At 34.5% G+C, this 23,920-nt stretch carries 20 protein-coding genes and 1 tRNA gene; 12 read left to right on the forward strand and 9 right to left on the reverse strand.

Annotation, left to right across the window (positions count from 1 at the left end):
* Positions 1–53: 53 nt before the first annotated feature.
* The 3 genes from AAC069_RS10920 to AAC069_RS10930 all read right to left on the reverse strand — a co-directional run bounded on the left by AAC069_RS10920 (position 54) and on the right by AAC069_RS10930 (position 3,379).
* Positions 54–1,154 (reverse strand): DUF4407 domain-containing protein, encoded by a 1,101-nt coding sequence (locus AAC069_RS10920; protein ID WP_339920502.1) that lies wholly within the window; start codon positions 1,152–1,154, stop codon positions 54–56.
* A 155-nt stretch (positions 1,155–1,309) separates the two neighbouring features.
* Positions 1,310–2,911: a phosphoenolpyruvate carboxykinase (ATP) gene (gene pckA / locus AAC069_RS10925; RefSeq protein ID WP_339920504.1), complete on the reverse strand. Its 1,602-nt coding sequence runs from the start codon at positions 2,909–2,911 to the stop codon at positions 1,310–1,312.
* 69 nt (positions 2,912–2,980) lie between these two features.
* Positions 2,981–3,379, reverse strand: a complete 399-nt coding sequence (locus AAC069_RS10930) for a DUF423 domain-containing protein (RefSeq protein ID WP_339920505.1) — start codon at positions 3,377–3,379, stop codon at positions 2,981–2,983.
* Between the two features lie 207 nt (positions 3,380–3,586).
* On the opposite strand from AAC069_RS10930, the gene AAC069_RS10935 reads away from it, so the two are divergent.
* Positions 3,587–4,954, forward strand: a complete 1,368-nt coding sequence (locus AAC069_RS10935) for a saccharopine dehydrogenase C-terminal domain-containing protein (RefSeq protein WP_339920506.1) — start codon at positions 3,587–3,589, stop codon at positions 4,952–4,954.
* Between the two features lie 73 nt (positions 4,955–5,027).
* Here the strand turns inward: AAC069_RS10935 and AAC069_RS10940 are convergent, their stop codons facing one another.
* From AAC069_RS10940 to AAC069_RS10955, 4 genes are all read right to left on the reverse strand, one after another.
* The gene (locus AAC069_RS10940) at positions 5,028–6,491 is read right to left on the reverse strand and encodes a M56 family metallopeptidase (RefSeq protein WP_339920507.1); all 1,464 of its coding nucleotides are present in this window, start codon (positions 6,489–6,491) and stop codon (positions 5,028–5,030) included.
* The gene (locus AAC069_RS10945; protein ID WP_339920508.1) at positions 6,488–6,862 is read right to left on the reverse strand and encodes a BlaI/MecI/CopY family transcriptional regulator; all 375 of its coding nucleotides are present in this window, start codon (positions 6,860–6,862) and stop codon (positions 6,488–6,490) included. Before AAC069_RS10945 ends, AAC069_RS10940 begins: the two co-directional genes overlap by 4 nt.
* 20 nt (positions 6,863–6,882) lie before the next feature.
* Positions 6,883–7,308, reverse strand: coding sequence for a hypothetical protein (locus AAC069_RS10950; RefSeq protein ID WP_339920509.1), 426 nt, complete (start codon positions 7,306–7,308; stop codon positions 6,883–6,885).
* A gap of 277 nt (positions 7,309–7,585) precedes the next feature.
* Positions 7,586–8,974, reverse strand: a complete 1,389-nt coding sequence (locus AAC069_RS10955) for a dipeptidase (RefSeq protein WP_339920510.1) — start codon at positions 8,972–8,974, stop codon at positions 7,586–7,588.
* 113 nt (positions 8,975–9,087) lie between these two features.
* Here AAC069_RS10955 and AAC069_RS10960 point away from each other — a divergent pair.
* Positions 9,088–9,169, forward strand: a tRNA-Leu gene (locus AAC069_RS10960).
* A gap of 175 nt (positions 9,170–9,344) precedes the next feature.
* Here AAC069_RS10960 and AAC069_RS10965 read toward each other — a convergent pair.
* Positions 9,345–10,292: an alpha/beta hydrolase gene (locus AAC069_RS10965; protein ID WP_339920511.1), complete on the reverse strand. Its 948-nt coding sequence runs from the start codon at positions 10,290–10,292 to the stop codon at positions 9,345–9,347.
* Between the two features lie 298 nt (positions 10,293–10,590).
* Between AAC069_RS10965 and AAC069_RS10970 the strand changes: the two genes are divergently transcribed.
* The 9 genes from AAC069_RS10970 (at position 10,591) to AAC069_RS11010 (ending at position 20,992) form a co-directional block, all read left to right on the forward strand.
* Positions 10,591–12,036, forward strand: a complete 1,446-nt coding sequence (locus AAC069_RS10970; protein WP_339920512.1) for an MFS transporter — start codon at positions 10,591–10,593, stop codon at positions 12,034–12,036.
* Positions 12,037–12,209: 173 nt separating this feature from the next.
* A complete protein-coding gene (gene kduI / locus AAC069_RS10975; RefSeq protein WP_339920513.1) occupies positions 12,210–13,046 on the forward strand; it encodes a 5-dehydro-4-deoxy-D-glucuronate isomerase in 837 nt (278 codons plus the stop codon).
* 7 nt (positions 13,047–13,053) lie between these two features.
* Positions 13,054–13,839 carry a gluconate 5-dehydrogenase gene (locus tag AAC069_RS10980; RefSeq protein WP_339920514.1) on the forward strand — a complete coding sequence of 262 codons (786 nt, stop codon included), beginning with the start codon at positions 13,054–13,056 and terminating at the stop codon, positions 13,837–13,839.
* A 17-nt stretch (positions 13,840–13,856) separates the two neighbouring features.
* Positions 13,857–15,257, forward strand: a complete 1,401-nt coding sequence (gene uxaC, locus AAC069_RS10985; RefSeq protein ID WP_339920515.1) for a glucuronate isomerase — start codon at positions 13,857–13,859, stop codon at positions 15,255–15,257.
* Between the two features lie 27 nt (positions 15,258–15,284).
* Entirely contained in the window at positions 15,285–16,307 is a 1,023-nt protein-coding gene (locus AAC069_RS10990) for a sugar kinase (protein ID WP_339920516.1), read from the forward strand.
* A gap of 6 nt (positions 16,308–16,313) precedes the next feature.
* A complete protein-coding gene (locus AAC069_RS10995) occupies positions 16,314–16,982 on the forward strand; it encodes a bifunctional 4-hydroxy-2-oxoglutarate aldolase/2-dehydro-3-deoxy-phosphogluconate aldolase (protein ID WP_339920517.1) in 669 nt (222 codons plus the stop codon).
* Between the two features lie 52 nt (positions 16,983–17,034).
* The gene (locus AAC069_RS11000) at positions 17,035–17,850 is read left to right on the forward strand and encodes an SDR family oxidoreductase (protein ID WP_339920518.1); all 816 of its coding nucleotides are present in this window, start codon (positions 17,035–17,037) and stop codon (positions 17,848–17,850) included.
* A 50-nt stretch (positions 17,851–17,900) separates the two neighbouring features.
* The gene (locus tag AAC069_RS11005; protein WP_339920519.1) at positions 17,901–19,346 is read left to right on the forward strand and encodes a tagaturonate reductase; all 1,446 of its coding nucleotides are present in this window, start codon (positions 17,901–17,903) and stop codon (positions 19,344–19,346) included.
* A gap of 29 nt (positions 19,347–19,375) precedes the next feature.
* Positions 19,376–20,992, forward strand: coding sequence for an altronate dehydratase family protein (locus AAC069_RS11010; RefSeq protein ID WP_339920520.1), 1,617 nt, complete (start codon positions 19,376–19,378; stop codon positions 20,990–20,992).
* Between the two features lie 60 nt (positions 20,993–21,052).
* On the opposite strand, the gene AAC069_RS11015 is transcribed toward AAC069_RS11010, so the two are convergent.
* Positions 21,053–22,081 (reverse strand): LacI family DNA-binding transcriptional regulator, encoded by a 1,029-nt coding sequence (locus AAC069_RS11015; protein ID WP_339920521.1) that lies wholly within the window; start codon positions 22,079–22,081, stop codon positions 21,053–21,055.
* Between the two features lie 329 nt (positions 22,082–22,410).
* Between AAC069_RS11015 and AAC069_RS11020 the strand changes: the two genes are divergently transcribed.
* Positions 22,411–23,823 carry a glycoside hydrolase family 28 protein gene (locus tag AAC069_RS11020; RefSeq protein ID WP_339920522.1) on the forward strand — a complete coding sequence of 471 codons (1,413 nt, stop codon included), beginning with the start codon at positions 22,411–22,413 and terminating at the stop codon, positions 23,821–23,823.
* The last annotated feature ends 97 nt before the right edge of the window (positions 23,824–23,920 follow it).

Raw genomic sequence — 23,920 nt, forward strand, 5'->3', positions numbered from 1 at the left:
TATGTAATGTAGTAGCTATACTAATAAGGCAGCCTTGTGGGGCTGCCTTATCATTATAAAGTTCTCTTTTGTTTTTCTACAAAATTAGTAGCTTGTAACTCCAGGAGCTCCGTTGCTTTTTTTCGTTGCAAGTTATATAGATTTTTGTCTTCCGCAATGTCTTCATACACCTTATCGTGCATTATAGCGCTCGTTTTAACTAATAAATTGCGTTGGTATTTGTCTTGTTCTATAGTTGCTTTTAAGGCTGTTTCTAAATCTTCCAGTTTGAAATCGTATTCTCCTTTTGGGGATAGTAATTTAGCGATAATAGGAGATGTTTCAATGGCTAAAAACAGTAACATGATAAATAATGAGGGAAGTGAGGGCAATTTGTTCAAAGCATTTATACGTGCCATTAAACCGTCAAAGCCATCAATTATAGGCTGCGTGTCGGTTATTTTTTTATCTAAATCAGCTTGCAGTAGAGCTGCCGTTTTTTCCTTTTCGGCAATTTTTGCCAAGTTGTTTTTTCGAATCGTATCTAGTTGTGCGGAAGCAAGATTGTGCTTGGCTATTTTTTCCTTAAAAACGGGGCCTTTTCCAAGTTTTAGTGTGCCTTTTGTTCCTTCAGCTTCTGTGATATAAGTTTCGTACAAGCTGTTAACTTCTTTTTCTTTTTTAGAAATATCCGATTTTAAACTTGCGATTTCGCCCTTGTTTTTATCTAAATCCGATTTGAAGTAATTAGCCACTTCTTTTTTGTTTTCGAGTGCCATAGCGTTTTTCTCTTTCAATAAAACGGTATTGATTTCTTTCTCGAATATTTTAATTTCCAATGGCTTCGATATTACGATGGCGATAATGATGGCCAAAATAATTCGGGGGGTTGCTTGCAGAAACTCACTTCCGAACTTATCTCTTTTTCGAATAGTAGATACAATGAATCGATCCAGATTAAAGATAAGTAAACTCCATACTAATCCAAAAAGTAGTGCAGGGTAAACACTGTCGAAAACAGTAAATAAAGCATAAGAGCTAGCGATAAACGCCATGACTGCAGTAAAGAAAACGGTGGCGCCAATACCTGCGTATTTAGTTTGTTCTCCTTGAGAACAGCCTTCTAGGATTTCATTGTCAGCTCCGGAACAGAGGATGAAGAATTGTTTTAACATGATTGATTTTTTTGATTGAATGATGATTGCAAATTTAACGCCAAAAAATCAATAATGTTGTAAAACCCTCATTTGTTTTCTGTTAGAAGTTTCTTAGAATCAAAAAGAGCTGTTCCATGGGAACAGCTCTTTTCTTTTTTTGAACTATAATTAACTTATGCATTTGGTGCTCCTGCCATAATTTCGGCATTCGCAAACTCTTCAAATTTGGCAAAATTAGCTTTAAATTTCTTTCCTAATTCTATTGCTTTTTGGTCATATAAATCTTTGTCTTCCCAAGTGTTTCTAGGGTTTAAAATTTCACTAGGTACGTCAGGGCATTCTTGTGGAATTGCTATTCCAAAGACAACATGGTTTTTATATTCGACGGTTTCTAGTTCGCCGTTTAAAGCAGCGGTAATCATGGCACGAGTATATTTTAATTTCATTCTTGTTCCAGTTCCGTAAGCTCCACCGGTCCACCCTGTGTTGATTAACCATACTTTCACATCAACTTCTTGAATTTTTTTACTCAACATTTCAGCATATCTTGTTGGGTGAAGTGGCATAAATGGCGCTCCAAAACAGGCAGAGAAATTAGGTTGAGGTTCTGTTACTCCAGCTTCTGTTCCAGCAACTTTTGCAGTATATCCTGAGATAAAGTGGTATGCGGCTTGTCCTGGAGTTAATCTTGAAATAGGAGGTAGGATCCCGAAAGAATCTGCCGTTAAGAAAAAGATATTTTTAGGGTTTTTTCCAATAGACCCCGGTTGAATATTATCAATATGAAATATAGGGTAACTAACTCTTGTATTTGGCGTGATAGAAACATCCTCGAAGTCAACTTCATTGGTTCCCTCTTTAAAAATAACATTTTCTAAAATGGCTCCCTTTTTAATTGCTCTAAAGATATCTGGTTCGTTTTCTTCAGAAAGATTTACCACTTTAGCATAACATCCACCTTCAAAATTGAAAACAGTATTTTCGCTTGTCCATCCATGCTCATCATCACCAATCAATTTTCTTTTTGGGTCTGCCGATAAAGTTGTTTTTCCAGTTCCTGACAAGCCAAAGAAAATAGCTGTATCGTCTTTATCTCCTACATTAGAGCTACAATGCATAGGTAATGCATTCTTGTCTACAGGCAAGATGAAATTTAGTGCTGAAAAAATTCCTTTTTTCATTTCACCAGTATAACCAGTACCTCCAATAAGTACTACTTTTCTTGTAAAATCCAAGATAGCAAAATTGCTTTGACGGGTGCCGTCAACTGCAGGGTCTGCCATAAAACTTGGAACACATAATAAAGTCCATTCTGCAGTGAAACTTTCAAGTTCTTCTTGTTCCGGTCTCAAAAACATATTGTAACAAAATAAATTTGCCCAAGGTGTTTCAGTAACTACGCGAACGTTTAATCTGTAATTAGGGTCAGCACATACATAAGAATCCCTAACGAATACTTCTTTGTTAGACAGGTAAGAAGTTACTTTTTTGTATAATGCTTCAAAAGCAGTAGGCTCAAAAGGAATGTTTACTTTTCCCCACCAAACTTGGTTTTCAGAAATACTGTCTTTCACAATAAATCGATCCAGAGGGGAGCGTCCAGTGTATTCTCCTGTATTCACAGCTAAAGCACCAGTCGAAGTTTCGATTCCTTGGCCTGACGCAATTGTCATGTCATGTAATTCGTTGGCTGATAATTGATAATGAATCTTTGCGTTTTCGATTCCTAAGTCTTTCAACGAAATCGATTGCGTAAACGGTGTGTTATTATTCATAAAATTATGTATTGTGTAGTTAAATTATTCGAATGCAAAAGTAGAGCTAATATTTTAGATACGATTTAATTATCCTATTTTTGTTGGTTTTTTCTTCAAAAATGTTGTGAACAGCACGCCCCAAGCCAGTATTAATAGGAGTCCGCCGATAGGAGTTAGAAAACCGATAACTTTAAAATCAAAGGAAGTTAGGCTGTTTGTGGCCAATAAATATATGGATCCAGAAAATAAAATCACACCAAAAATGACCAAATAATTGATGATTTTCTTCGCTTTTTCACTTAGGTCATTTAAGATTCCAATAAAGATTAAAAACAACGCGTGGTACATTTGATAGCGTACTCCAGTTTCAAAAGTAATCAGTTGTTCAGGTAGTAGTACTTTTTTTAGGGCATGCGCTCCAAATGCACCTAATATTATCGCGATCATGCCCAAAAGAGCTCCTGTTGAAATTAATTTATTTTTCATTTATTGGGTATTTTTTTACTCTGTAAAAGTATTCCTTATCAGGCTGAAATAAAAGATTTTTTGATTATTATGTTTAGACTTTTTATTTAGTGATAAGTCGGAATTCTGGTGTTTTTTATTTTGTTGACAAGATAGTTAGGTTTTTAACAAGGACTAGTTGTTATAAATACAACAATTTTATATATTTGTGTTATATTTATACAACATATGAGAGTCATTTTAATTATAGGAGCAGGTAGATCAGCATCATCGTTGATACAATATCTTTTAAATAAATCAGAAAAAGAGAACTTACATCTTGTCATTGGTGATTTATCATTGGCTTTAGCCCAAAAGAAAACGAACAACCATCCCAATGCGACTGCAATAGCTTTAGATATTTTTGATACTAATCAAAGAAAAGAGGCGATTGAAAAAGCTGACATCGTTATCTCGATGTTGCCGGCTCATTTGCATATTGAGGTAGCTAGAGATTGCGTTGTTTATAAAAAAAACTTGGTTACCGCTTCTTATGTTAGTGATGCCATGCAAGAACTGGATGAAGCTGTAAAGGAAAATAATTTGATTTTCATGAATGAAATTGGTCTTGATCCAGGAGTTGATCATATGAGCGCCATGAAAATCATTGATGAAATAAGTGATAAAGGCGGAAAAATGCTTTTATTCGAATCCTTCTGTGGAGGTCTCGTAGCTCCAGAATCAGATACGAATCGTTGGAATTATAAATTCACTTGGGCTCCTCGTAATGTGGTGCTTGCTGGACAAGGTGGTGCTGCTAAATTTATTCAAGAAGGAACGTACAAGTACATACCCTATTGTAATTTATTTAGAAGAACAGAATTCCTTGAAGTAGAAGATTATGGCCGCTTTGAGGCCTATTCTAATAGAGATTCGTTGAAATATAGAAGTGTATATGGTTTAGATGATGTACTTACCTTATATAGAGGAACTATTCGTCGTGTTGGGTTTTCTAAAGCCTGGAATATGTTTATTCAACTGGGAATGACAGATGATAGCTATGTTATGGAAGATTCTGAAAACATGAGCTACCGACAGTTTGTAAATTCATTCTTGCCTTATCATCCTACAGATTCAGTTGAAATTAAGACACGCTTGATTTTAAAAATAGATCAGGATGATATTATGTGGGACAAACTTTTGGAATTGGATTTATTCAATAACAAAAAAATAGTTGGTCTTAAAAATGGTACACCAGCACAAATATTGGAAAAAATATTAAGTGATAAGTGGACCTTAGAATCAGACGATAAGGATATGATAGTGATGTACCATAAATTCGGATACGAAGAGGATGGTGCTAAAAAACAAATCGATTCTAAAATGGTTTGTATCGGGGAAGATCAGACGTATACTGCCATGGCAAAAACAGTTGGTTTACCCGTGGCAATGGCGACCTTACTTATCTTAAACGGGAAAATCACTACGCCTGGAGTACAACTTCCTATTCGTAAAGAAGTGTATTTGCCAATATTGAAAGAATTAGAAGAATATGGTGTTGTTTTTAAAGAGCAATCCATGCCTTACTTTGGTTATAAACCAGATAGTACTATTTAGGTAATAGTTTTTAGTTTTGTAGTAAGACAAATCCGCTTCGTAAAGAAGCGGATTTGTTGGTTTTATATTGTACTTATGGAGCAGATTGAATTGTTATTGGTAAACTGTACATTACTCGGGCGGCTTCACCATGAACTGTTCCTGGAATCCATTTTGGGGATAGTTTTAAAACGCGAACGGCTTCTTCACCAGTTCCGTAACCCATATCGCGAAGAATTCTAAATTCAGAAAGACTTCCGTCTTTTTCTATCATAAATGTTAAGTATACCTTTCCTTTTAACTTCATTTTTGTGGCTTCTTCCGAAATTTTAAAATTTTCGGCAACAAACTGGTAGAATGCGTTCATACCTCCGGGAAACGTAGGTTTTGTTTCTGTCTCTGCAACGTTGTAAACCGTATCAGTATTGCTGTTATTTACAGTTAACTCGACGTATTCTGGTCCTTCTGCATTCTTAAGTTCATCTAGTTGCTTACCCTTTTCCTGCTTGTTTGTTGAAACTTCGACCGGTGGCGGGGGTGGCGGAATGTTTTTCATTTCTTCGCTTGTCAGTTGAGCGAATCTTTTTTCGGCTATGTTATTTCCATTTGCGTCTTTAATCTTAAAAGTGGTGTTCTCAAAATATTTCTCCATTCCGGTAATTGAAGTCGACGATTTGATTGTGGTTTCCGTTTTCTTTTCTTGGGCTACTGTCTTTGCGCATACTAAGAAAACGAGTGCTGAAAATAGGGGCATTAACACTAGTTTTTTCAACATGGATCTTGATGCCGATGTGGTTTTTGTCATCATAATTAATCTTTTTTTAGTTATAGAATAGTTCAAATTACTGGCCAAGTAATAGCTTGAGTTCGCGTTTGCCACCGATAGCAGTAGGTTTTGGTAAAACGGAACATTGTTATAGGATTTCACGACCTTCTCGTCTGCAAGGAATTCGTGGTTGAGTTGTATTGCTTTTTTATAAAAAATGAAGACGGGGTTAAACCAAAACAGCATTTTAAGAAGTTCAATGCACAAAATGTCCAATGTGTGTTTTTGGGTTACATGAATTAATTCATGCGTATATAGTTCCGCTTCAATTTTTCGGTTATAGTAATCCGTTTCGTTGATGAATATAGTATCCAAAAAAGTATGCGGAAGTATTTTCTCTTTTAATAAAACGAGTTTTGAGTTTTTGTAATCAACAACTGGATTTGATTTTATTCTTGAGGTAAGTTTCCAAATGTTTCTGACAAATCGGATTATGAGTACCGAAGTTACGATGGCGTATATACCCCAAAGGGAAATAATCCAGTAATTTATCGAATCCTCTATGATCGCCATCGTTACTTCGCCTGGCTTTATGGACGTTTTTCCCATCAATGGTCTTATGGATTCCTGTATCACTTCAATCGTTATAAATGGAATACTCAAAGAAAAGACTAGGCTAAACAACAGGTAAAATCTATTAAATTGATGTATTTTTTCTTTTTCCAATAGCAGATGATATACGGCTAATAGCACGGACAAGGAAAGTGTCGATTTGATTATGAAATCTATCATTTTTTCTTTTTTTGAAGTTCGCTATCTATAATTTTTTTGAGATCTTCCAATTCTGCTTCGGACAAATTCGTTTCGGTGGTGAAGAAGGAAGCGAATTGAGAAGCCGAATTGTTGAAAAAATTAGTGATTAGTCCATTTACATGTTTGGAGAAATAGTCGGTTTTTTTCACCAAGGGATAGTATTCTCTGGAATTTCCAAACTCATTGTAATCCACGAAATCTTTATCAATCATCCTCTTTAGTAAAGTGGCAATCGTTGTCGTTTTTGGTTTGGGCTCGGGAAAAACTTCAAGTAAATCTTTCATAAAAGCTTTCTCCAGTTTCCAAAGCTGTTCCATCAGTTGTTCTTCGGCCTTAGTTAATTGTTGCATCTTTTATTTTTTTTAAAGTTTTATTTCAAGATTGTTTCAGAAGCAAGCTTGCCACTCTGATAATTTCGTTCAATTATTAGTTTTCCTTTGTCATCGTAGAATTCCCAGTTGCCACTATAGAACCAATGGGCATATTTAGTGGTGGTGTCTAAAACTGTTTTCCCTCGGGATTGTATTTTTCCATTTTCATGATAAAATTTGGTGTAACATGTATTTCCTTTGTGCTTCTCTTTTTTGATTATTTTACCGTCCAGGTAATAGCACCACTTTTTTATAGGGTCGTCATTTTTATATTTCCCGACTGACTTATAATGCGCACTGTCTAACGAGTAGTGTTCTATCCAAAGACCTTCTCTTTTTTTGTTTGTTTTTTGGTTGATTAGTTTTGGTTTACAAGAAAACAAACTCAAAATTAGACAGCCTAGAATAATAATTGGTTTTTTCATACGTTTTTGTTCTACAGAAAAGTACATTGCTCTACAAATGTAGAATAATAAATCAATAAAACAAGGGTTTGTCTATAAATTAATAGTTATTAGAGAGTTGCGTTAAGGATAGTAGTGGAAATCCTTATTTGTTTTTACAAATAAGATTGTAGCGGATAGCCTGACCTCGTTGCAAAACCAGTGTAATGGCTTAAATCAATAGTTCTGCAACGAGGTAACGCCCAAAAAAAAATCCGCTCATTTCTGAACGGATTTTGTAGATGGATGTTGAGTGCGTTTATTTGCTTAACTCAACAAAATATTTATAAAACAAAGGAATTGTTTCAATCCCTTTCAAGTAATTGAATATTCCAAAGTGTTCGTTTGGTGAGTGAATGGCATCACTGTCCAATCCAAATCCCATTAATATCGTTTTGCTTTTTAACTCTTTTTCGAATAAAGCTACAATAGGAATACTCCCACCAGAACGAACTGGAATAGCTGGAACTCCAAAAGTCTCCGTGTATGCCATGTTAGCAGCCTTGTATCCGATACTGTCGATAGGTGTCACGTAACCCTGACCTCCGTGATGTGGTGTCACTTTTACGGTTACTGAATCAGGAGCGATACTCATGAAATGCTTTGTGAATAATTCAGTGATTTGCTCCCATTCTTGGTTGGGCACTAAACGCATGGAAATTTTAGCAAACGCTTGACTTGCGATAACCGTTTTAGCTCCTGCACCAGTATAACCTCCCCAGATTCCGTTTACGTCTAATGTGGGACGAATAGAGTTTCTTTCGTTAGTCACATAGCCTTTTTCACCATAAACGTCTTTTAGGTCGAGTGCTTTTTTATATTTTTCTAAGCTGAATGGTGCTTTTGCCATTTCTGCTCTTTCTTCAAGAGATAATTCTTCTACATTATCATAGAAACCTGGTATTGTAATGTGATTGTTTTCGTCATGAAGCGAAGCAATCATTTTTGCTAATATATTGATAGGATTAGCAACTGCACCACCGTATAAACCCGAATGTAAATCACGGTTTGGTCCCGTAACTTCTACTTCTACATAACTTAGTCCGCGAAGACCAGTTGTAATAGAAGGTTGTTGGTTAGAGATCATTCCAGTATCTGAAATTAAGATCACATCATTTTTAAGTTTTTCGGTATTGTTTTCTACGAAGGTTTTTAGGTTTACACTTCCTACTTCTTCTTCGCCTTCAATCATGAATTTCACGTTACAAGGCAAAGTATTGCTTTGAATCATGTATTCGAATGCTTTTACGTGCATGTACATTTGCCCTTTATCGTCGCAGGCACCACGAGCAAAAATGGCTCCTTCTGGATGAATATCAGTTGTTTTTATTACTGGTTCAAATGGGGGAGAAGTCCAAAGCTCCATTGGGTCCGCTGGTTGTACATCATAATGACCATAAACTAATACCGTAGGCAAGTTTTTGTCTATTATTTTTTCACCATAAACAATAGGGTAACCATCAGTTTCACAGATTTCTACGAAATCGCAACCTGCTTTTTCTAGGCTTATTTTTACGGCTTCCGAAGTTTCAATTACATCTTGAGAGTAGGCTGCATCAGCACTTACGGAAGGCATTTTTAATAATTCAATTAATTCGTTGATGAAACGATCTTTGTTTTCTTGAACGTATGACTTGATATTTTCCATTTATTAACTAATTTTTTATAGTTTCAAAAGTACAAAAAATAGAATGAAAAAATTTTTAAAAAAAATACTTTGAAAGTTCAAACTTATGTCTATATTTGCACCCACAATTGCACGCGGATATGGTGAAATTGGTAGACATGCCAGACTTAGGATCTGGTGCCGCAAGGCGTGTAGGTTCGAGTCCTATTATCCGCACAAAAAAAGCTTCTCAATCGAGAAGCTTTTTTTATATCTACTATTTAAAGGGGTCAAGGGCAAAAGTTTTGCGCTACTGAAATGAGTTAATTTATCTAAACAGGAATGCGTTTTTTGTTTGCAATATTAGATTAATAGTTCTTTTTATATTTAGGTTGTTCTAAAGTAAATTTTATTAATTTATGTACTGGTGGTTTTTTAACCAGTTTTGGCAATCAGCTGTCCAATATTGACTTGTTTGATCCTTTCCAAGCCCAAAACCATGTCCACCTTTTTCATATAAATGCAGTTCAACGGGGACGTGGTGTTGTATTAAACCTTTATAATAGTTAATGCTGTTTTTTGCCGAAACTACAGTGTCATCTGATGCGTGAACGATAAAGGTTTCTGGAGTTTCAGACGTTATTTGTAAGTCATTAGAAAACCGCTCCATTGATGATGATGAAGCTGATTTGCCTAGTAAGTTAACTTGCGAGCCTAAGTGTGTTATTTTACTATTCATTGAAACTACAGGGTAAATTAATATAGAAAAATTTGGTCGTGCACTTGTTGAGTCAATTGAATTATATACTTGTTCATTATAATTTGTAGACAATGTTGAAGCTAGATGACCTCCAGCAGAAAATCCAATTACTCCAATTCTTTTCTCATCTATATTCAATTGAGTAGCATTTCGCCTTATGTATCTAATTGCTTCCTGTGCATCTTGTAATGGGCCAGTTGATTTATTTTCCATTATTTTATCACTTGGTAATCTGTATTTTAATACAAAAGCGGTGATGCCCATTGTGTTTAACCATTGTGCAACCTTAGTGCCTTCTTTGTTTATCGCTAAATGTGAATAACCTCCACCTGGAAAAATTAGTACTGCTGTTCCATTAGGTTTTGTTTTTTTAGGTAGAAATAATGATAATGTTGGTTTTGAAACTTGACTGCTACTTTCTATTTCACCATTCTTGTAGGTATTTAATTCTTGATAACTGGTTGAAATTATTTCATTAGGAATTTGATTCTTCCATAGTGAAATAACTTTATCCTGCCCGTATGAATGGATGTTTATCCCTAATATAAATAACATAAAAAGGAAATAGGCTTGTCGAGCTAAGTTTTTATTTTTTTTCAATGGAAAGAATTTTAATATTATCTACATGAGACAGCTGTTTTTTCTACTCTTTTATTTTTTTTAAATGAAAAAAGTCAGAGATTATTAACTTAACACTAATATTATATAATGTACAATATTACATTAGTATTTTTATTTCATGCGTTTATTTTAGAGATATATACAAATATATATATAAATTATTTGCGTTATTGATATTAAAAAGTATATTTGTGTAATCGATTACATTTTTTTGATTTTAATAAAATAATAATGAATGTAAAGCTGAAATCTATTTAACTATCTATAATTAATTTCTATGACCAAAAATACTAAATCAACCGGGAGCTATCGTTGGACAATTTGCAGTCTGCTTTTCTTTGCAACTACTATAAACTATTTAGACAGACAGGTGCTTTCTTTAACATGGAGTGATTTTATTGCTCCAGAATTTCATTGGACCAATAATGATTATGGAAATATTACAGCATTATTCTCGATTTTTTACGCAGTGTCATTATTATTTGCTGGTAGATTTGTTGACTTAATGGATACTAAAAAAGGATTTCTTTGGGCTATTGGAATATGGTCTGTAGGAGCTTGTTTACATGCTTTTTGTGGAATTGCAACAGCGGGAATATTAACTGGTAATTGGTTTGTAGGTTTTGAAGGAGCAAAAGAGGCTCTAAAAACGGTAAATGATACGGGAATGGTGATTACGGTCAGTGTTACCTTATTTATTTTTGCTCGTTTTGTGTTGGCATTAGGGGAAGCTGGGAATTTCCCTGCTGCTATCAAAACAACAGCTGAATATTTTCCTAAAAAAGACAGAGCATTCTCTACAAGTATATTTAACGCAGGAGCAACTGTTGGAGCATTAGCAGCGCCTATTTCAATTCCGTTTATTGCAGAAGCATATGGATGGGAAATGGCTTTTATTATTATAGGTGCCTTAGGTTTTGTTTGGATGGGATTTTGGGTTTTTATGTACGATAAACCTGAGAATCACCCTAGAGTTAGTGTTGCAGAATTAGAGTATATCCAACAAGATACTGTTGCTGATAGTAAACTAGAAGGATATGTACCTGAAACTACTGACAAGGTTTCTTTGATTGATTGTTTAAAGTATAAGCAAACTTGGGCTTTCGCTTTTGGTAAATTTATGACGGATGGTGTATGGTGGTTTTTCTTGTTTTGGACGCCAGCTTATCTAAGTTCGGTTTATGGAATGGATTCTACGCAAGCCGCTTTACCATTGTTTGTTTTATATATGATTACTTTATTATCAATTATTGGTGGTTGGTTACCTACTTATTTTGTTGAAAAGAAAGGAATGAATCCCTATGAAGGGAGAATGAGAGCCATGTTGATTTTTGCATTTTTCCCATTATTGGCAATGATTGCGCAGCCTTTAGGGCATATTAGTTATTGGTTGCCTGTAATTATTATTGGAATTGCCGGTGCGGCTCATCAAGCTTGGTCGGCTAATATATTCACGACCGTTGGGGATATGTTTCCTAAAAAAGCAATTGCCACCATTACCGGTATTGGAGGATTAGCTGGTGGTATTGGCTCAACTTTTATCAATAAGGGGTCGGGGATGCTGTTTGATTACAGTAAAGAAACTAATATGTCTTTCATGGGATTTGAAGGTATTGAATCTGGATACTTTATTATATTCTCCATTTGCGCTGTTTGTTACTTAATAGGTTGGGCGGTGATGAAAACTTTAGTCCCAAAATACGCGCCAATTACTGATATGTAATATTTTAATAAGATTTTGAATTATAAGGAACTAGTTCTATATCTCTTTTTCACAAAATCAAATACTCAAAAATCAATTTTTAAAATAAAGAAATGGATTAACGAATGAATAAACATTTAGGTTTAATGAAATATTCAATACATTTGTAATCGATTGCATTAAAAATTTAAGTTATGACAAAATATAGTTCAAGATACGCTTCTAGTCCAGAAGCAGTTAAAAAATACGATACACAGCAATTAAGAGACGAATTTTTAATTGATGATTTAATGAAGGAAGATGAGATTACTTTTACTTATTCTCATTACGACCGTTATATTGCTGGCTCAGCAGTTCCTATTAAAGATTTAACATTAGAAAGTATCGATCCGTTGAAAGCTTCTTATTTCTTAGAAAGAAGAGAGATGGGAATCATTAATGTGGGTGGAAGTGGATCTATTGTTGTTGAAGGAAAAACTTATGAATTGGATTTTAAAGATGCACTATATATTGGGAGCGGAAATAAGGAAGTGATTTTCAAGAGTACTGATCCTAAAAATCCAGCAAAATACTATATCAATTCAGCTCCAGCACACAGTAGTTATCCTTCGAGAAAAGTGAGTTTGGCAGAAGCCAATAAATTAGAATTGGGTTCAATGGAAACAGCAAATCACCGAACTGTAAACCAAATGATTATTGGTGGAGTAGTTACTACTTGTCAATTACAAATGGGTATGACAGAATTGAGGCCAGGTAGCGTCTGGAATACTATGCCAGCACATGTTCATGATCGTAGAATGGAGGTTTATTTTTATTTGGATATTCCAGAAAATCAGGCTGTATGTCACTTTATGGGACAACCACAAGAAACAAGACATATTTGGATGAATAACCATCAAGCTGTAATTTCTCCACCGTGGTCAATTCATTCTGGTTCAGGAACTAGTAATTATACTTTTATCTGGGGAATGGCTGGTGAAAATTTAGATTATGGCGATATGGATGTTTGCAAAATCAATGAATTAAGATAAAACAATTATGACTTTATTTAATTTAAAAGGTAAAAGAGCGCTTATAACTGGAGGAACTCACGGCTTGGGAATGGCAATGGCTGAGGGACTGGCCATGGCGGGAGCTGAACTGGTAATTACAGGGACAACTCCTTCAAAAATGGAGGAAGCGCTTACGTATTATAAAAGCAAAGGTTATACTGTTTCTGGTTATTTATTTGATGTAACAGACGAAAATGCTGCCGCAAAAAATATAGAACTAATTGGTAAAGAATTGGGAGATATTCACATATTAGTTAATAACGCAGGAATAATAAAAAGAGAATTGGCAATAACAATGCCTATTGCTGACTTTAGGCAAGTAATCGATGTGGATTTAGTTGGACCATTTATTATGTCACAATTAGTTGCAAAGCAGATGATTGCCCGCAATGAAGGGAAGATTATCAATATCTGTTCTATGATGAGTGAACTAGGGCGAAATAGTGTTTCGGCTTATGCTGCTGCAAAAGGAGGATTGAAAATGCTAACTCGTAATCTAGCGACAGAATGGGCAAAATACAATATCCAAGTGAACGGAATAGGTCCTGGATATTTTGCAACTACTCAAACAGAACCTATTCGTGTGGATGGGCATCCTTTTAATGAGTTTATTATCAATAGAACACCAGCTGCTCGATGGGGAGACCCAGAAGATTTAGCAGGAACAGCAGTGTTTCTTGCTTCAAAAGCAAGTGATTTTGTCAACGGACAAATAGTTTATGTTGATGGAGGGATTTTAGCCACTATTGGGAAACCTTCAAACGAGAATTAATTTTTAAGAAATCTAAAATGAGCACTAAATTTATAAACGATAATTTTCTATTAGAAAATAAATACGCTGAAGAATTATATCATAATTATTCAAAAAATCAGCCTATTATTGATTATCACAATCACTTATCACCAAAGCATATTGCCGAAAACACCATTTTTGACAATATTACCCAAGTGTGGATAAATGGCGATCATTACAAATGGCGCGCAATGCGTACCCTTGGAATAAATGAACAATTTGTCACAGGAAATGGTTCTGATAAGGATAAGTTTATGAATTGGGCAAAAACAGTTCCATATACCATGCGTAATCCTTTGTACCATTGGACGCATCTTGAACTGGCTCGTTACTTTGACATTACTGATTTACTAAATGAAAAATCAGCAGAGGGAATTTACGAACAAGCTTCGGCAAAAATAAATTCTCCGGCATACAGTACTCAAAATTTACTTACCAAAGTAAATGCGGAATTTGTATGTACTACTGATGATCCAATTGATACTTTAGAATACCATCAACAATTAGCCAAAAGCGATTTTAAAACAAAAGTAAGTACTGCTTTTAGACCTGATAAAGCGATCTTAATTTCGGTTGATGGATACAATGATTATGTTGATACGCTTGGTCAAGTAGCTGGTGTAGTCATAAACACCTATAGTGATTTATGTACTGCATTGATAAATAGAATTGACTATTTTGATAAAAATGGATGTAAATTATGTGATCATGGTTTGGACCAAATTTACTTCGAAAACTTTACTGAAAGCGAAGTAAACGGCATCTTCAAAAAGAAAAGAGATAATGCAGTATTAAGTAATGAAGAAGCGTTAAAATTTCAAAGTGCTATTTTATTGTTTTTATCTGAGACCTATCATCAATACGGTTGGGTACAACAATTTCACTTAGGTGCATTAAGAAATAATAATGCACGTATGCATAGAATTCTTGGACCAGATACAGGTTGGGATTCAATAGGAGATTATCCGCAAGCACAAAAATTATCAGGTTTTTTGAATGCGTTAGATAGTAAAGATAAGTTGACAAAAACCATTATTTACAATCTAAATCCAGCTGATAACGAGGTGATGGCAACCATGATTGGAAATTTTAATGACGGAAGCGTTAAAGGAAAAGTACAGTTTGGTTCAGGATGGTGGTTTTTAGACCAAAAAGACGGAATGACAAAACAATTAAACGCCCTTTCAAACATGGGATTAATTAGTTGTTTTATAGGAATGTTGACTGATTCAAGAAGTTTTTTATCTTTTCCAAGACACGAATATTTTCGACGAATTCTTTGTAATCTTTTAGGCGATGAAATAAAAAGAGGGGAGTTGCCGAATGATATGGAATGGATTGGTAAAATGGTTTCGGATATAAGTTATAACAATGCCAAGGAGTATTTTAAATTTTAATGAAGACCACTATATAATTTAAACACAATGAATAAAGTTGTTGCTTTTGGTGAAATAATGTTACGCCTTTCTACAGAGAGGCATTTGCGTTTTGCACAAGCGAAAACATTTACCGCTACTTATGGCGGTGGTGAATTTAACGTAGGTGTTTCTTTGGCAAATTATGGTATGAATGCTGAATTTGTAACTCGGTTACCCGATAACGAAATTGGAGCTTGTGCTTTTAGAGAAATGCGAAAAATGAATGTAGAATCCAAGAATGTAATTTTTGGTGGAGAACGTTTGGGGACTTACTATTTAGAAACAGGAGCAGGAACTCGTGGCAGTAATGTAGTATATGACCGTGCTCACAGTGCAATGGCAACCATTCAAAAAGGGATGATTGACTGGGAAAAAGCACTAGAAGGAGCCACCTGGTTTCATTGGAGCGGAATTACGGCGGCAATCTCTGAAAGTGCTGCAGAAGCTTGTTTGGAAGCTGTTATAGTGGCGTATCAATTAGGATTAACTATTTCTTGTGATCTTAATTACCGATCAAAATTATGGCAATATGGTAAAGCTCCAAGCGAGGTTATGCCGGAATTATTACAGTATACGCATGTTATTTTAGGAGATATAGATACCGCTTATTTTATGTTAGGTCAAGCCAAAGTCAACCCTAACTATCAAGATTTAAAATCGCTTCTTATTTTATACAATACGTTGTTTGATTTATGTCCAAATTTAAAAACAGTCGCCACAACGTTGCGATATTCAGTAAGTGCTTCGCACCAAAGAATAGGAGGTGTTTTATTTGATGGCAAAGAAATATATAATGCAGCCATTCAGGAAGTAACTCCAGTTGTGGATCGAGTAGGAAGTGGAGATGCTTTTATGGGAGGATTGATTTATGGATTGTTAGAGTACCCAAATAACACACAAAGAGCATTAGATTTTGCAGTAGCAGCCTGTTGTTTAAAACATACAATCGCTGGAGATTATAATCTAGTTACCTTAAAAGAAGTTGAAAATATGCTAGACGGTAATATTACCGGATTAGTATCAAGATAAAAAATTATGGCAAAGTATTCAAGAATTGAAGTAGCAACTGTAATGAAAGAAAACGGGATGGTTCCTTTATTTTTTCATTCCGATATTGAATTGAGTAAGAAAGTATTAAAAGCCTGTTATGATGGTGGTTCTCGCTTAATGGAATTTACTAGTAGAGGTGATTTTGCTTTTGAATTTTTTGGCGCATTAAACAAATATGCTTTGGCTGAATTGCCGGGAATGATTTTGGGAGTTGGATCGGTTACCGATGCTGCAGCTGCTTCACTTTATATGCAATTGGGGGCTAATTTTATTGTTACTCCAGTTTTGAGAGAAGACATAGCCATCGTTTGTAATCGTAGAAAAGTATTGTGGTCACCAGGTTGTGGAACTTTAACTGAAATTGCTCGTGCTGAAGAATTAGGATGTGAAATTGTAAAATTATTTCCTGGAGATATCTACGGACCACAGTTTGTGAAAGGGATTAAGGGACCATGTCCTTGGACAAGCATAATGCCTACAGGAGGCGTTTCTACAAGTAGAGAAAACCTTAAAAGTTGGTTTGACGCTGGTGTAACCTGTGTAGGTATTGGATCGCAATTGATTTCAAGCGAAATATTAGCAAATAAGGATTTTGAAGGTTTGCGTTTAAAAGTAAAAGGAACCTTAGAAATCATAAAAGAACTAAGAGGTTAGTTTGCTGAATTGATTTTTAACAATACAATTGATTAAATAAAAAGATACAATTTTGGGAACCAATTTATCACTAGCGGGAAAATCAATAGTAATTACCGGAGGTACTGGGATTATAGGAGCTTCTTTTATAAAAAGTGTTTGTAATGCGGGAGCTGATGTTGGAATTTTAGGAAGGAATGAAAAAATTGCTACTGAAAGAGCTAATGAAATTGTAAAACAAGGTGGAAAGGCAATTCCGCTCATTGCAGATGTAACTAATGAGGAGCAGTTAATAGCTGCAAGAGAGAAAATGCTACAAGCATTTGGAAAAATTGACGGACTGGTAAATGCCGCAGGAGGAAATATTCCAGAAGCGGTTGTTCAACCCGATCAAGATATTTTTAAACTCAATATGTCAGCCATTCAAGAGGCTATGAATCTTAATTTGTTTGGATCTATTTTACCAACTCAAGTTTTTGGAGAAGCCATAAAAAATAATGGTTCTGGTAGTATTGTAAATATTTCTTCGGTTACTGCGCATCTAGCTGTTACAAAAGTTTTAGGATATAGTTTAGGAAAAGCAGCGATTGATTGTTATACGCAATGGTTTGCAGTGGAATTAGCAAAGCGTTTTGGGGATAAAATACGAATGAATTCTATCGTTCCAGGATTTGTTTTAACAGAACAGAATAAAACACTCTTAACAAACGAAGACGGTAGTTTGACAGAAAGAGGTCATTTAATAATCAATAAAACTCCTTTTAATCGATTTGGAACGGCGCAAGAACTCGAAGGAGCACTTGTATGGTTATTAAGTGATGATTCTAAGTTTGTTACTGGATCAAAAATCACTGTTGACGGAGGTTTTTCTGTTTATAGCGGAGTTTAAATTTCCAGTAAGCATCAAATAAAAAAGTACACTTTATATCAATATATATAATGAAAAAATTAAATAGAATAAATACAGGTTTAGAAAAATTGCAGCCTATTAAAGTAGTGCAATTCGGAGAAGGGAATTTCTTAAGAGCATTTATAGATTATGCTTTTCAAGAACTGAATGAAAAAGTAGATTTTAATGCTGGGATTGCAGTTGTACAGCCTATTGAAAACGGAATGGTAAATATGCTAAACGATCAGGATGGCTTGTATACCTTGTTTATGAAAGGGTTGACAAAAGGAAAAGAAATTCAAGAGAAAACACTAATTTCTAACTTGGTTTCCGGAATCAATCCGTATACTAATTTTAATGATTATTTGGCCTTAGCCAAAGAAGAAGAATTGGCTTTTATTATTTCGAATACAACAGAATCAGGTATTGCTTATGTGAGTACAGATACTCCAACGATGCAACCACCAAGTTCATATCCTGCAAAGTTGACGGTGCTTTTACACGAAAGATTCAAGCATTTTAACGGAGATACAGCAAAAGGCTTGGCAATAATTCCTTGTGAATTAATCAATAACAATGCAGATACTTTAAAGGAAATTATATTAAAATACAGTGATGATTGGAGTTTAGGGGCTGATTTTAAAAATTGGATCCAAGAAAATAATTCGTTTCACAATACACTTGTTGATAGAATTGTTCCAGGATATCCACGAGCAGAAATAGATGCTTATAATAAAGAACTTGATTATTCAGATAATTTAATTGTTACCGCTGAGACTTTTTTCCTTTGGGTTATTGAAGGAGGAGAAGATTTGAAAGCCAAACTACCATTTCATAAAACGAATCTTGATGTAAAAATTGTTGCAGATATGCAACCGTATCGAACAAGAAAAGTAAGAATCTTAAACGGAGCGCATACTGCGATGGTTCCTTTTTCATTAATGTATGGAAATGAAACTGTAAAAGAAACAGTAGACAATGCGTTTACAGGTAAATTTATCAATCAAGCTATTTTTGAAGAAATAAATGAAACAATTGAAATGGACAAAGCAGAATTAGATCTTTTTGCTTCTGATGTTTTAGATCGTTTTAGAAATCCATTTATAAAACACAACCTTTCTAGTATCGCTTTGAATTCAATTTCGAAATTTAAAGTAAGAGCGTTACCAAGTGTTTTAGGTTACATAACAAAGTTTGGTAAAGTACCAACAAATCTAACGTTTGCATTTGCCTGTTTGATTCGTTTCTACAAAGGAACATGGAATGGGACAACTTTAGCAGTAGATGATAGCAAAGAAATAACTGACGTTTTTCAAGAAATTTGGGCATCAAATGATTCTGCAAAAGTAGTAGCTCAAACTCTATCTAATACAGAATTCTGGGGAGATGATTTAACAAAAGTTAAAGGTTTATCAGAGGCTTTAGTTTTGGCTTTGAATGAGATTGAAGCAAATGGAATTGAGCAAGGTTTCGTTCATTTCCTGAAAAAAGTTTAGTAGTAGTCACCAATTATAGTATTATAATTATGCAAAAAAAATTAATAAAAGTAAATCCATCGGACAATGTTGCGGTGGCATTAGTAAATCTTACTCAAGGGGAAGAGATACAATTTGAAGGGGAATTGATAAAAGTGCTATCTGATGTAAAAATGAAGCATAAAATTGCGATGACTACGCTAGAAATAGGAGACCGTATTATTATGTATGGCGTTTTAGTAGGTAAGGCAAGTCAGCGTATCGAAAAAGGAGGTGTTTTAGCAACAACTAATGTAAAACATGAAAGTGATAAAGTAACTGGGAAAACAGAAACTATCGGTTGGACAGTCCCAAACGTTGATAAGTGGAAAGACAGAACTTTTCAGGGATATCATAGAGAAGATGGACAAGTAGGAACCGAAAATGTTTGGTTATTTTTCCCATTAGTTTTTTGTGAAAACAGAAATATCGAAATCTTAAAAGATATTTTCGAAAAGGAATTAATGAAGCCGAAAGAGAACGATTATCAATTGTTATTGCGTTCACTAGTGAATTCAGAAACTGGTAAAGAAGGAAATAGCGGCGGTTCTAATGAAGCAGATTTATTTAAAAATATAGAGGTGAAATTCATCACGCATCAAGGTGGCTGTGGAGGAATTCGTCAGGATTCTCATAGTTTAGCTAAACTGTTAGCTGGATACGTAAACAATCCAAATGTAGCAGGAGCAACGGTTTTGAGTTTAGGTTGTCAGAATTTACAGATTCAGATATTCAAAGATGCTTTAAACGAAATCAATCCTAATAGCAAAAAGCCTGTTTTGATTTATGACCAACAACAAATAGGAACTATTGAGGCGATGTTGAGTAGTGTGGTAAAAGATACATTTGTGGAAATCAAAAAAGCAAATGAGCTGCAAAGAGAACCAGCGCCGTTATCTAAACTAAAAATTGGATTGGAATGTGGAGGGTCAGATGGGTTTTCAGGAATTTCAGCAAATCCTACTTTGGGAGTGACTTCAGATATGCTTACGGCATTAGGAGGAACTACAATTCTTTCGGAATTTCCTGAATTATGTGGAGTAGAACAAGAATTGGTGAACCGTTGTAATGAGGATGAAGATGGAAAACGTTTCTTGGAATTAATGAAATGGTACGAAAAAACAGTTGTTGACGCCGGTTCGGGATTTGATATGAATCCGTCTCCGGGTAACATCAAAGACGGGTTGATTACTGATGCCATGAAATCAGCTGGTGCAGCCAAAAAAGGAGGGACTTCTCCAATTGTAGGGGTTTCAGACTATGGAGAATATATTTCAAAACCAGGTTTAAACTTACTTTGTACTCCTGGAAATGATGTTGAATGTACTACGGCAATGGTAGGTTCAGGAGCTAATATGGTGCTTTTTACAACAGGTTTAGGGACTCCTACGGGAAACCCAATTGCACCAGTGGTAAAAATTTCTTCCAATTCTGAACTAGCTAGAAAGATGTCTGATATTATTGATATTGATACTGGTGGAATTATTACAGGTGAAAAATCAATAGATGAAATGGCTGATGAAATGTTGGAATTTATTATAAACGTTGCAAGTGGTACAATAAAAACGAAAGCTGCTATTCTGAATCAGAATGATTTCATTCCTTGGAAGAGAGGAGTTTCGTTATAATTTTTTTTTTTGGTTTTGTTTAAATTCGAAAGCGTGAAAGGTAGTTGTTTCACGCTTTTTTTATGCCTCTTTTCTTGATGATGATTTCCTAACATGCAGAATTGGGTTCAAGACAATCTTCTTTTCCATTTTGAAGTTTTCAGTATGGTTTATTTGCTCCAAAAATACTTTAGCTACCATGTTTCCCATTTCAAGCGGGGATTGATCAACAGTAGAAATGGAAAGCTCCATGAATTTAGTAAAAGGCTCATTACCGAAGCCTACTACACAAAAATCTTGCGGAATTTTTATGCCATTTGCTTTAAGTTCCTGTATAGCACCTAATGCAGCAAAATCACTAGCGGAAAATATAGCGTCTGGGGCGGGGCTTAACGCTAATAACTTAGTGGTTGCAATAGCACCATCCTCTAGGCTACTTTTAGATCGGATAACATAACTTTCGTCAAATTCAATGTTATTATCAAGTAATGCTTGCCTGTACCCTTTGAAACGATTTTCATATATTTCTAAAGATTGGTCTCCACATAAATGGGCTATTCGTTTACATCCTTCATCAATAAGATGCTTTGTAGCCATGTATCCTCCTTTAAAATCATCAATAGTAACAGAGCTAACGCCATCAATATTTTTTTTTCTGTCAAAAAAGATTAAAGGCACGTTTTTCTGAAGAACACTATGTATTATTTTCTCATTCTTTTTTGATTCATTAGTAATAGAGATCATTATACCATCTACTTGTGCGTCAAGTAATGTATTGATGTTTTCAATTTCTCTATTTTCATCTTCATGAGTTTGACATATAATAACATTGTATTTATTCGGATGTAATTCCTCTTCAATTCCTCTTATTATTGTTCCAAAAAAGTTTGTGTTGATACGCGGTACAATTACACCTATGTTTCCGCTTTTACCACTTTTAAGAGCTAACGCAAGTCGGTTTTGTTTGTAATTCATTTTAGTCGCTGTCTCTTGGACCAGCTTGCAGGTACTCTCGCTTATTTTTGGATTATTATTTAATGCTCTAGATACTGTTGCAGCCGATATATTGAGCTTTTTAGCAATGTCGTAAATGGTTGTTTTCTCACTCATTGTGGGGAAGTCTATTTTAAAAAGCTGTAAAATTAATGTTTTTTATCTTTAATGTCAATTAATGTTATCGATTGCCTATTGCTGAATTTATATCATTAAAAACGTTTTTCGACAAAATATAAAAGGGTAAATATACATTGTTATCCACTATATTTTGTTTATATAATAAAAATAAGTCTTTTTTATTATTGCTCTACTATTTTAAGTCTTTTTTTTTTGGTTATATGGGAATTAAGTTTTACGTTTGTGTAATCGATTGCATCAAGGTCTTTTTCTCTTCAAAATAGAGTTTCTGAAAATGGATAGGATTGCAATTAAAATTTAAGATAATGAAAAATAAAATACTACTCTTAATGGTTTCTTTGGTTTTAATTTCTTGTAAAATTGAAAAACAAAAACGTGCTGTAGCTAGTCCTTGGGATGCAATGAAGTCAATTGAAAAATTAGTTAGGGTTCCTGTTTTTAAGGATAAAACATATAGTGTTGTGGATTTTGGAGCTGTTCCTGGTGGTGTTTTTGATTGTACCCTAGCAATAAATCTAGCAATTCGAACTTGTTCGAATGAGGGGGGTGGAAAAGTTTTGATTCCTTCTGGAAAGTATTTGGCTGGACCAATAAATTTAGAAAACAATGTGAATCTTCATTTAGAAGAGGGAACTGAAATTTTATTCAGTACAAATCCTTTAGATTATCCAATTGTTCACACCTCGTATGAAGGTACGGAACTAATGAATTATTCCCCTTTAATTTATGCGTATAAAAAATCGAATATTGCTGTAACAGGAAAAGGAGTATTAAACGGACAGGCGTCAAATGAAAACTGGTGGTGGTGGAGTGGAAGCGAAACCTATGGTTGGTCTAAAGGGATGCCTAACCAAAAAGATCCATTGAATTTATTTCGTTTAATGGATATGGCTGAAGAGGGGGTTTCTGTTTCTGAAAGAGTTTTTGGAGAAGGGCATTATTTACGGCCAACTTTCGTTGATTTTTTCGAATGTACAAATGTACTCTTAAAAGACATCAAAATTATTAATGCTCCATTTTGGGTTATTCACCCAATGAAATCATCCAATGTGACGATTGATGGCGTAACCGTACAAAGTCATGGACCTAATAATGATGGTTGTGATCCGGAATATTCTAAAAACGTTATTATTAAGAACTGTACTTTTAATACTGGAGATGATTGTATTGCTATAAAATCAGGAAGAAATGCTGATGGTAGACGCGTTGCAATACCTAGCGAGAATATTGTTGTCAAAAATTGTAAAATGATTGACGGTCATGGGGGTGTTGTTATAGGTAGTGAGATTTCAGCAGGTGTGAGAAATGTTTTTGTAGATAATTGCGTAATGGATAGTCCAAATCTTGAACGAGCCATTAGAATAAAAACCAATTCAAAAAGAGGAGGGCTTATAGAGAATGTCTATGTCAGAAACTTAGAAGTAGGACAAGTAAAAGAAGCAGTATTAAAAATTAATATGTTTTATGGAATATACGGAAACCAAGAAGGTGATTTTATTCCACAAGTACGAAATGTTTTTCTTGAAAACATAAATGTTAAAAATGGAGGACAATATGGGATATTGGCAAAAGGGTATAAAGAATCACCAATAGAAAATGTAACTCTAAAAAATGTGGTTATTGAAAAAGTTGATAATCCATATTCAATTGAAAATCTTAAAGGACTTAATTTCGCTAACACCTATATCAATGGGATATTGATGAAAAGTCCAAATTAATATTAGCACAAACCAATTTCTAAACTATTAAACCATTAATTATGATTCTAAAACATTTATTTAAAAAAAGCTCAAATTGTTGCTTTATCATTTTCCT

The organism is uncultured Flavobacterium sp., assembly GCF_963974175.1.
Taxonomy (GTDB): Bacteria; Bacteroidota; Bacteroidia; order Flavobacteriales; family Flavobacteriaceae; genus Flavobacterium.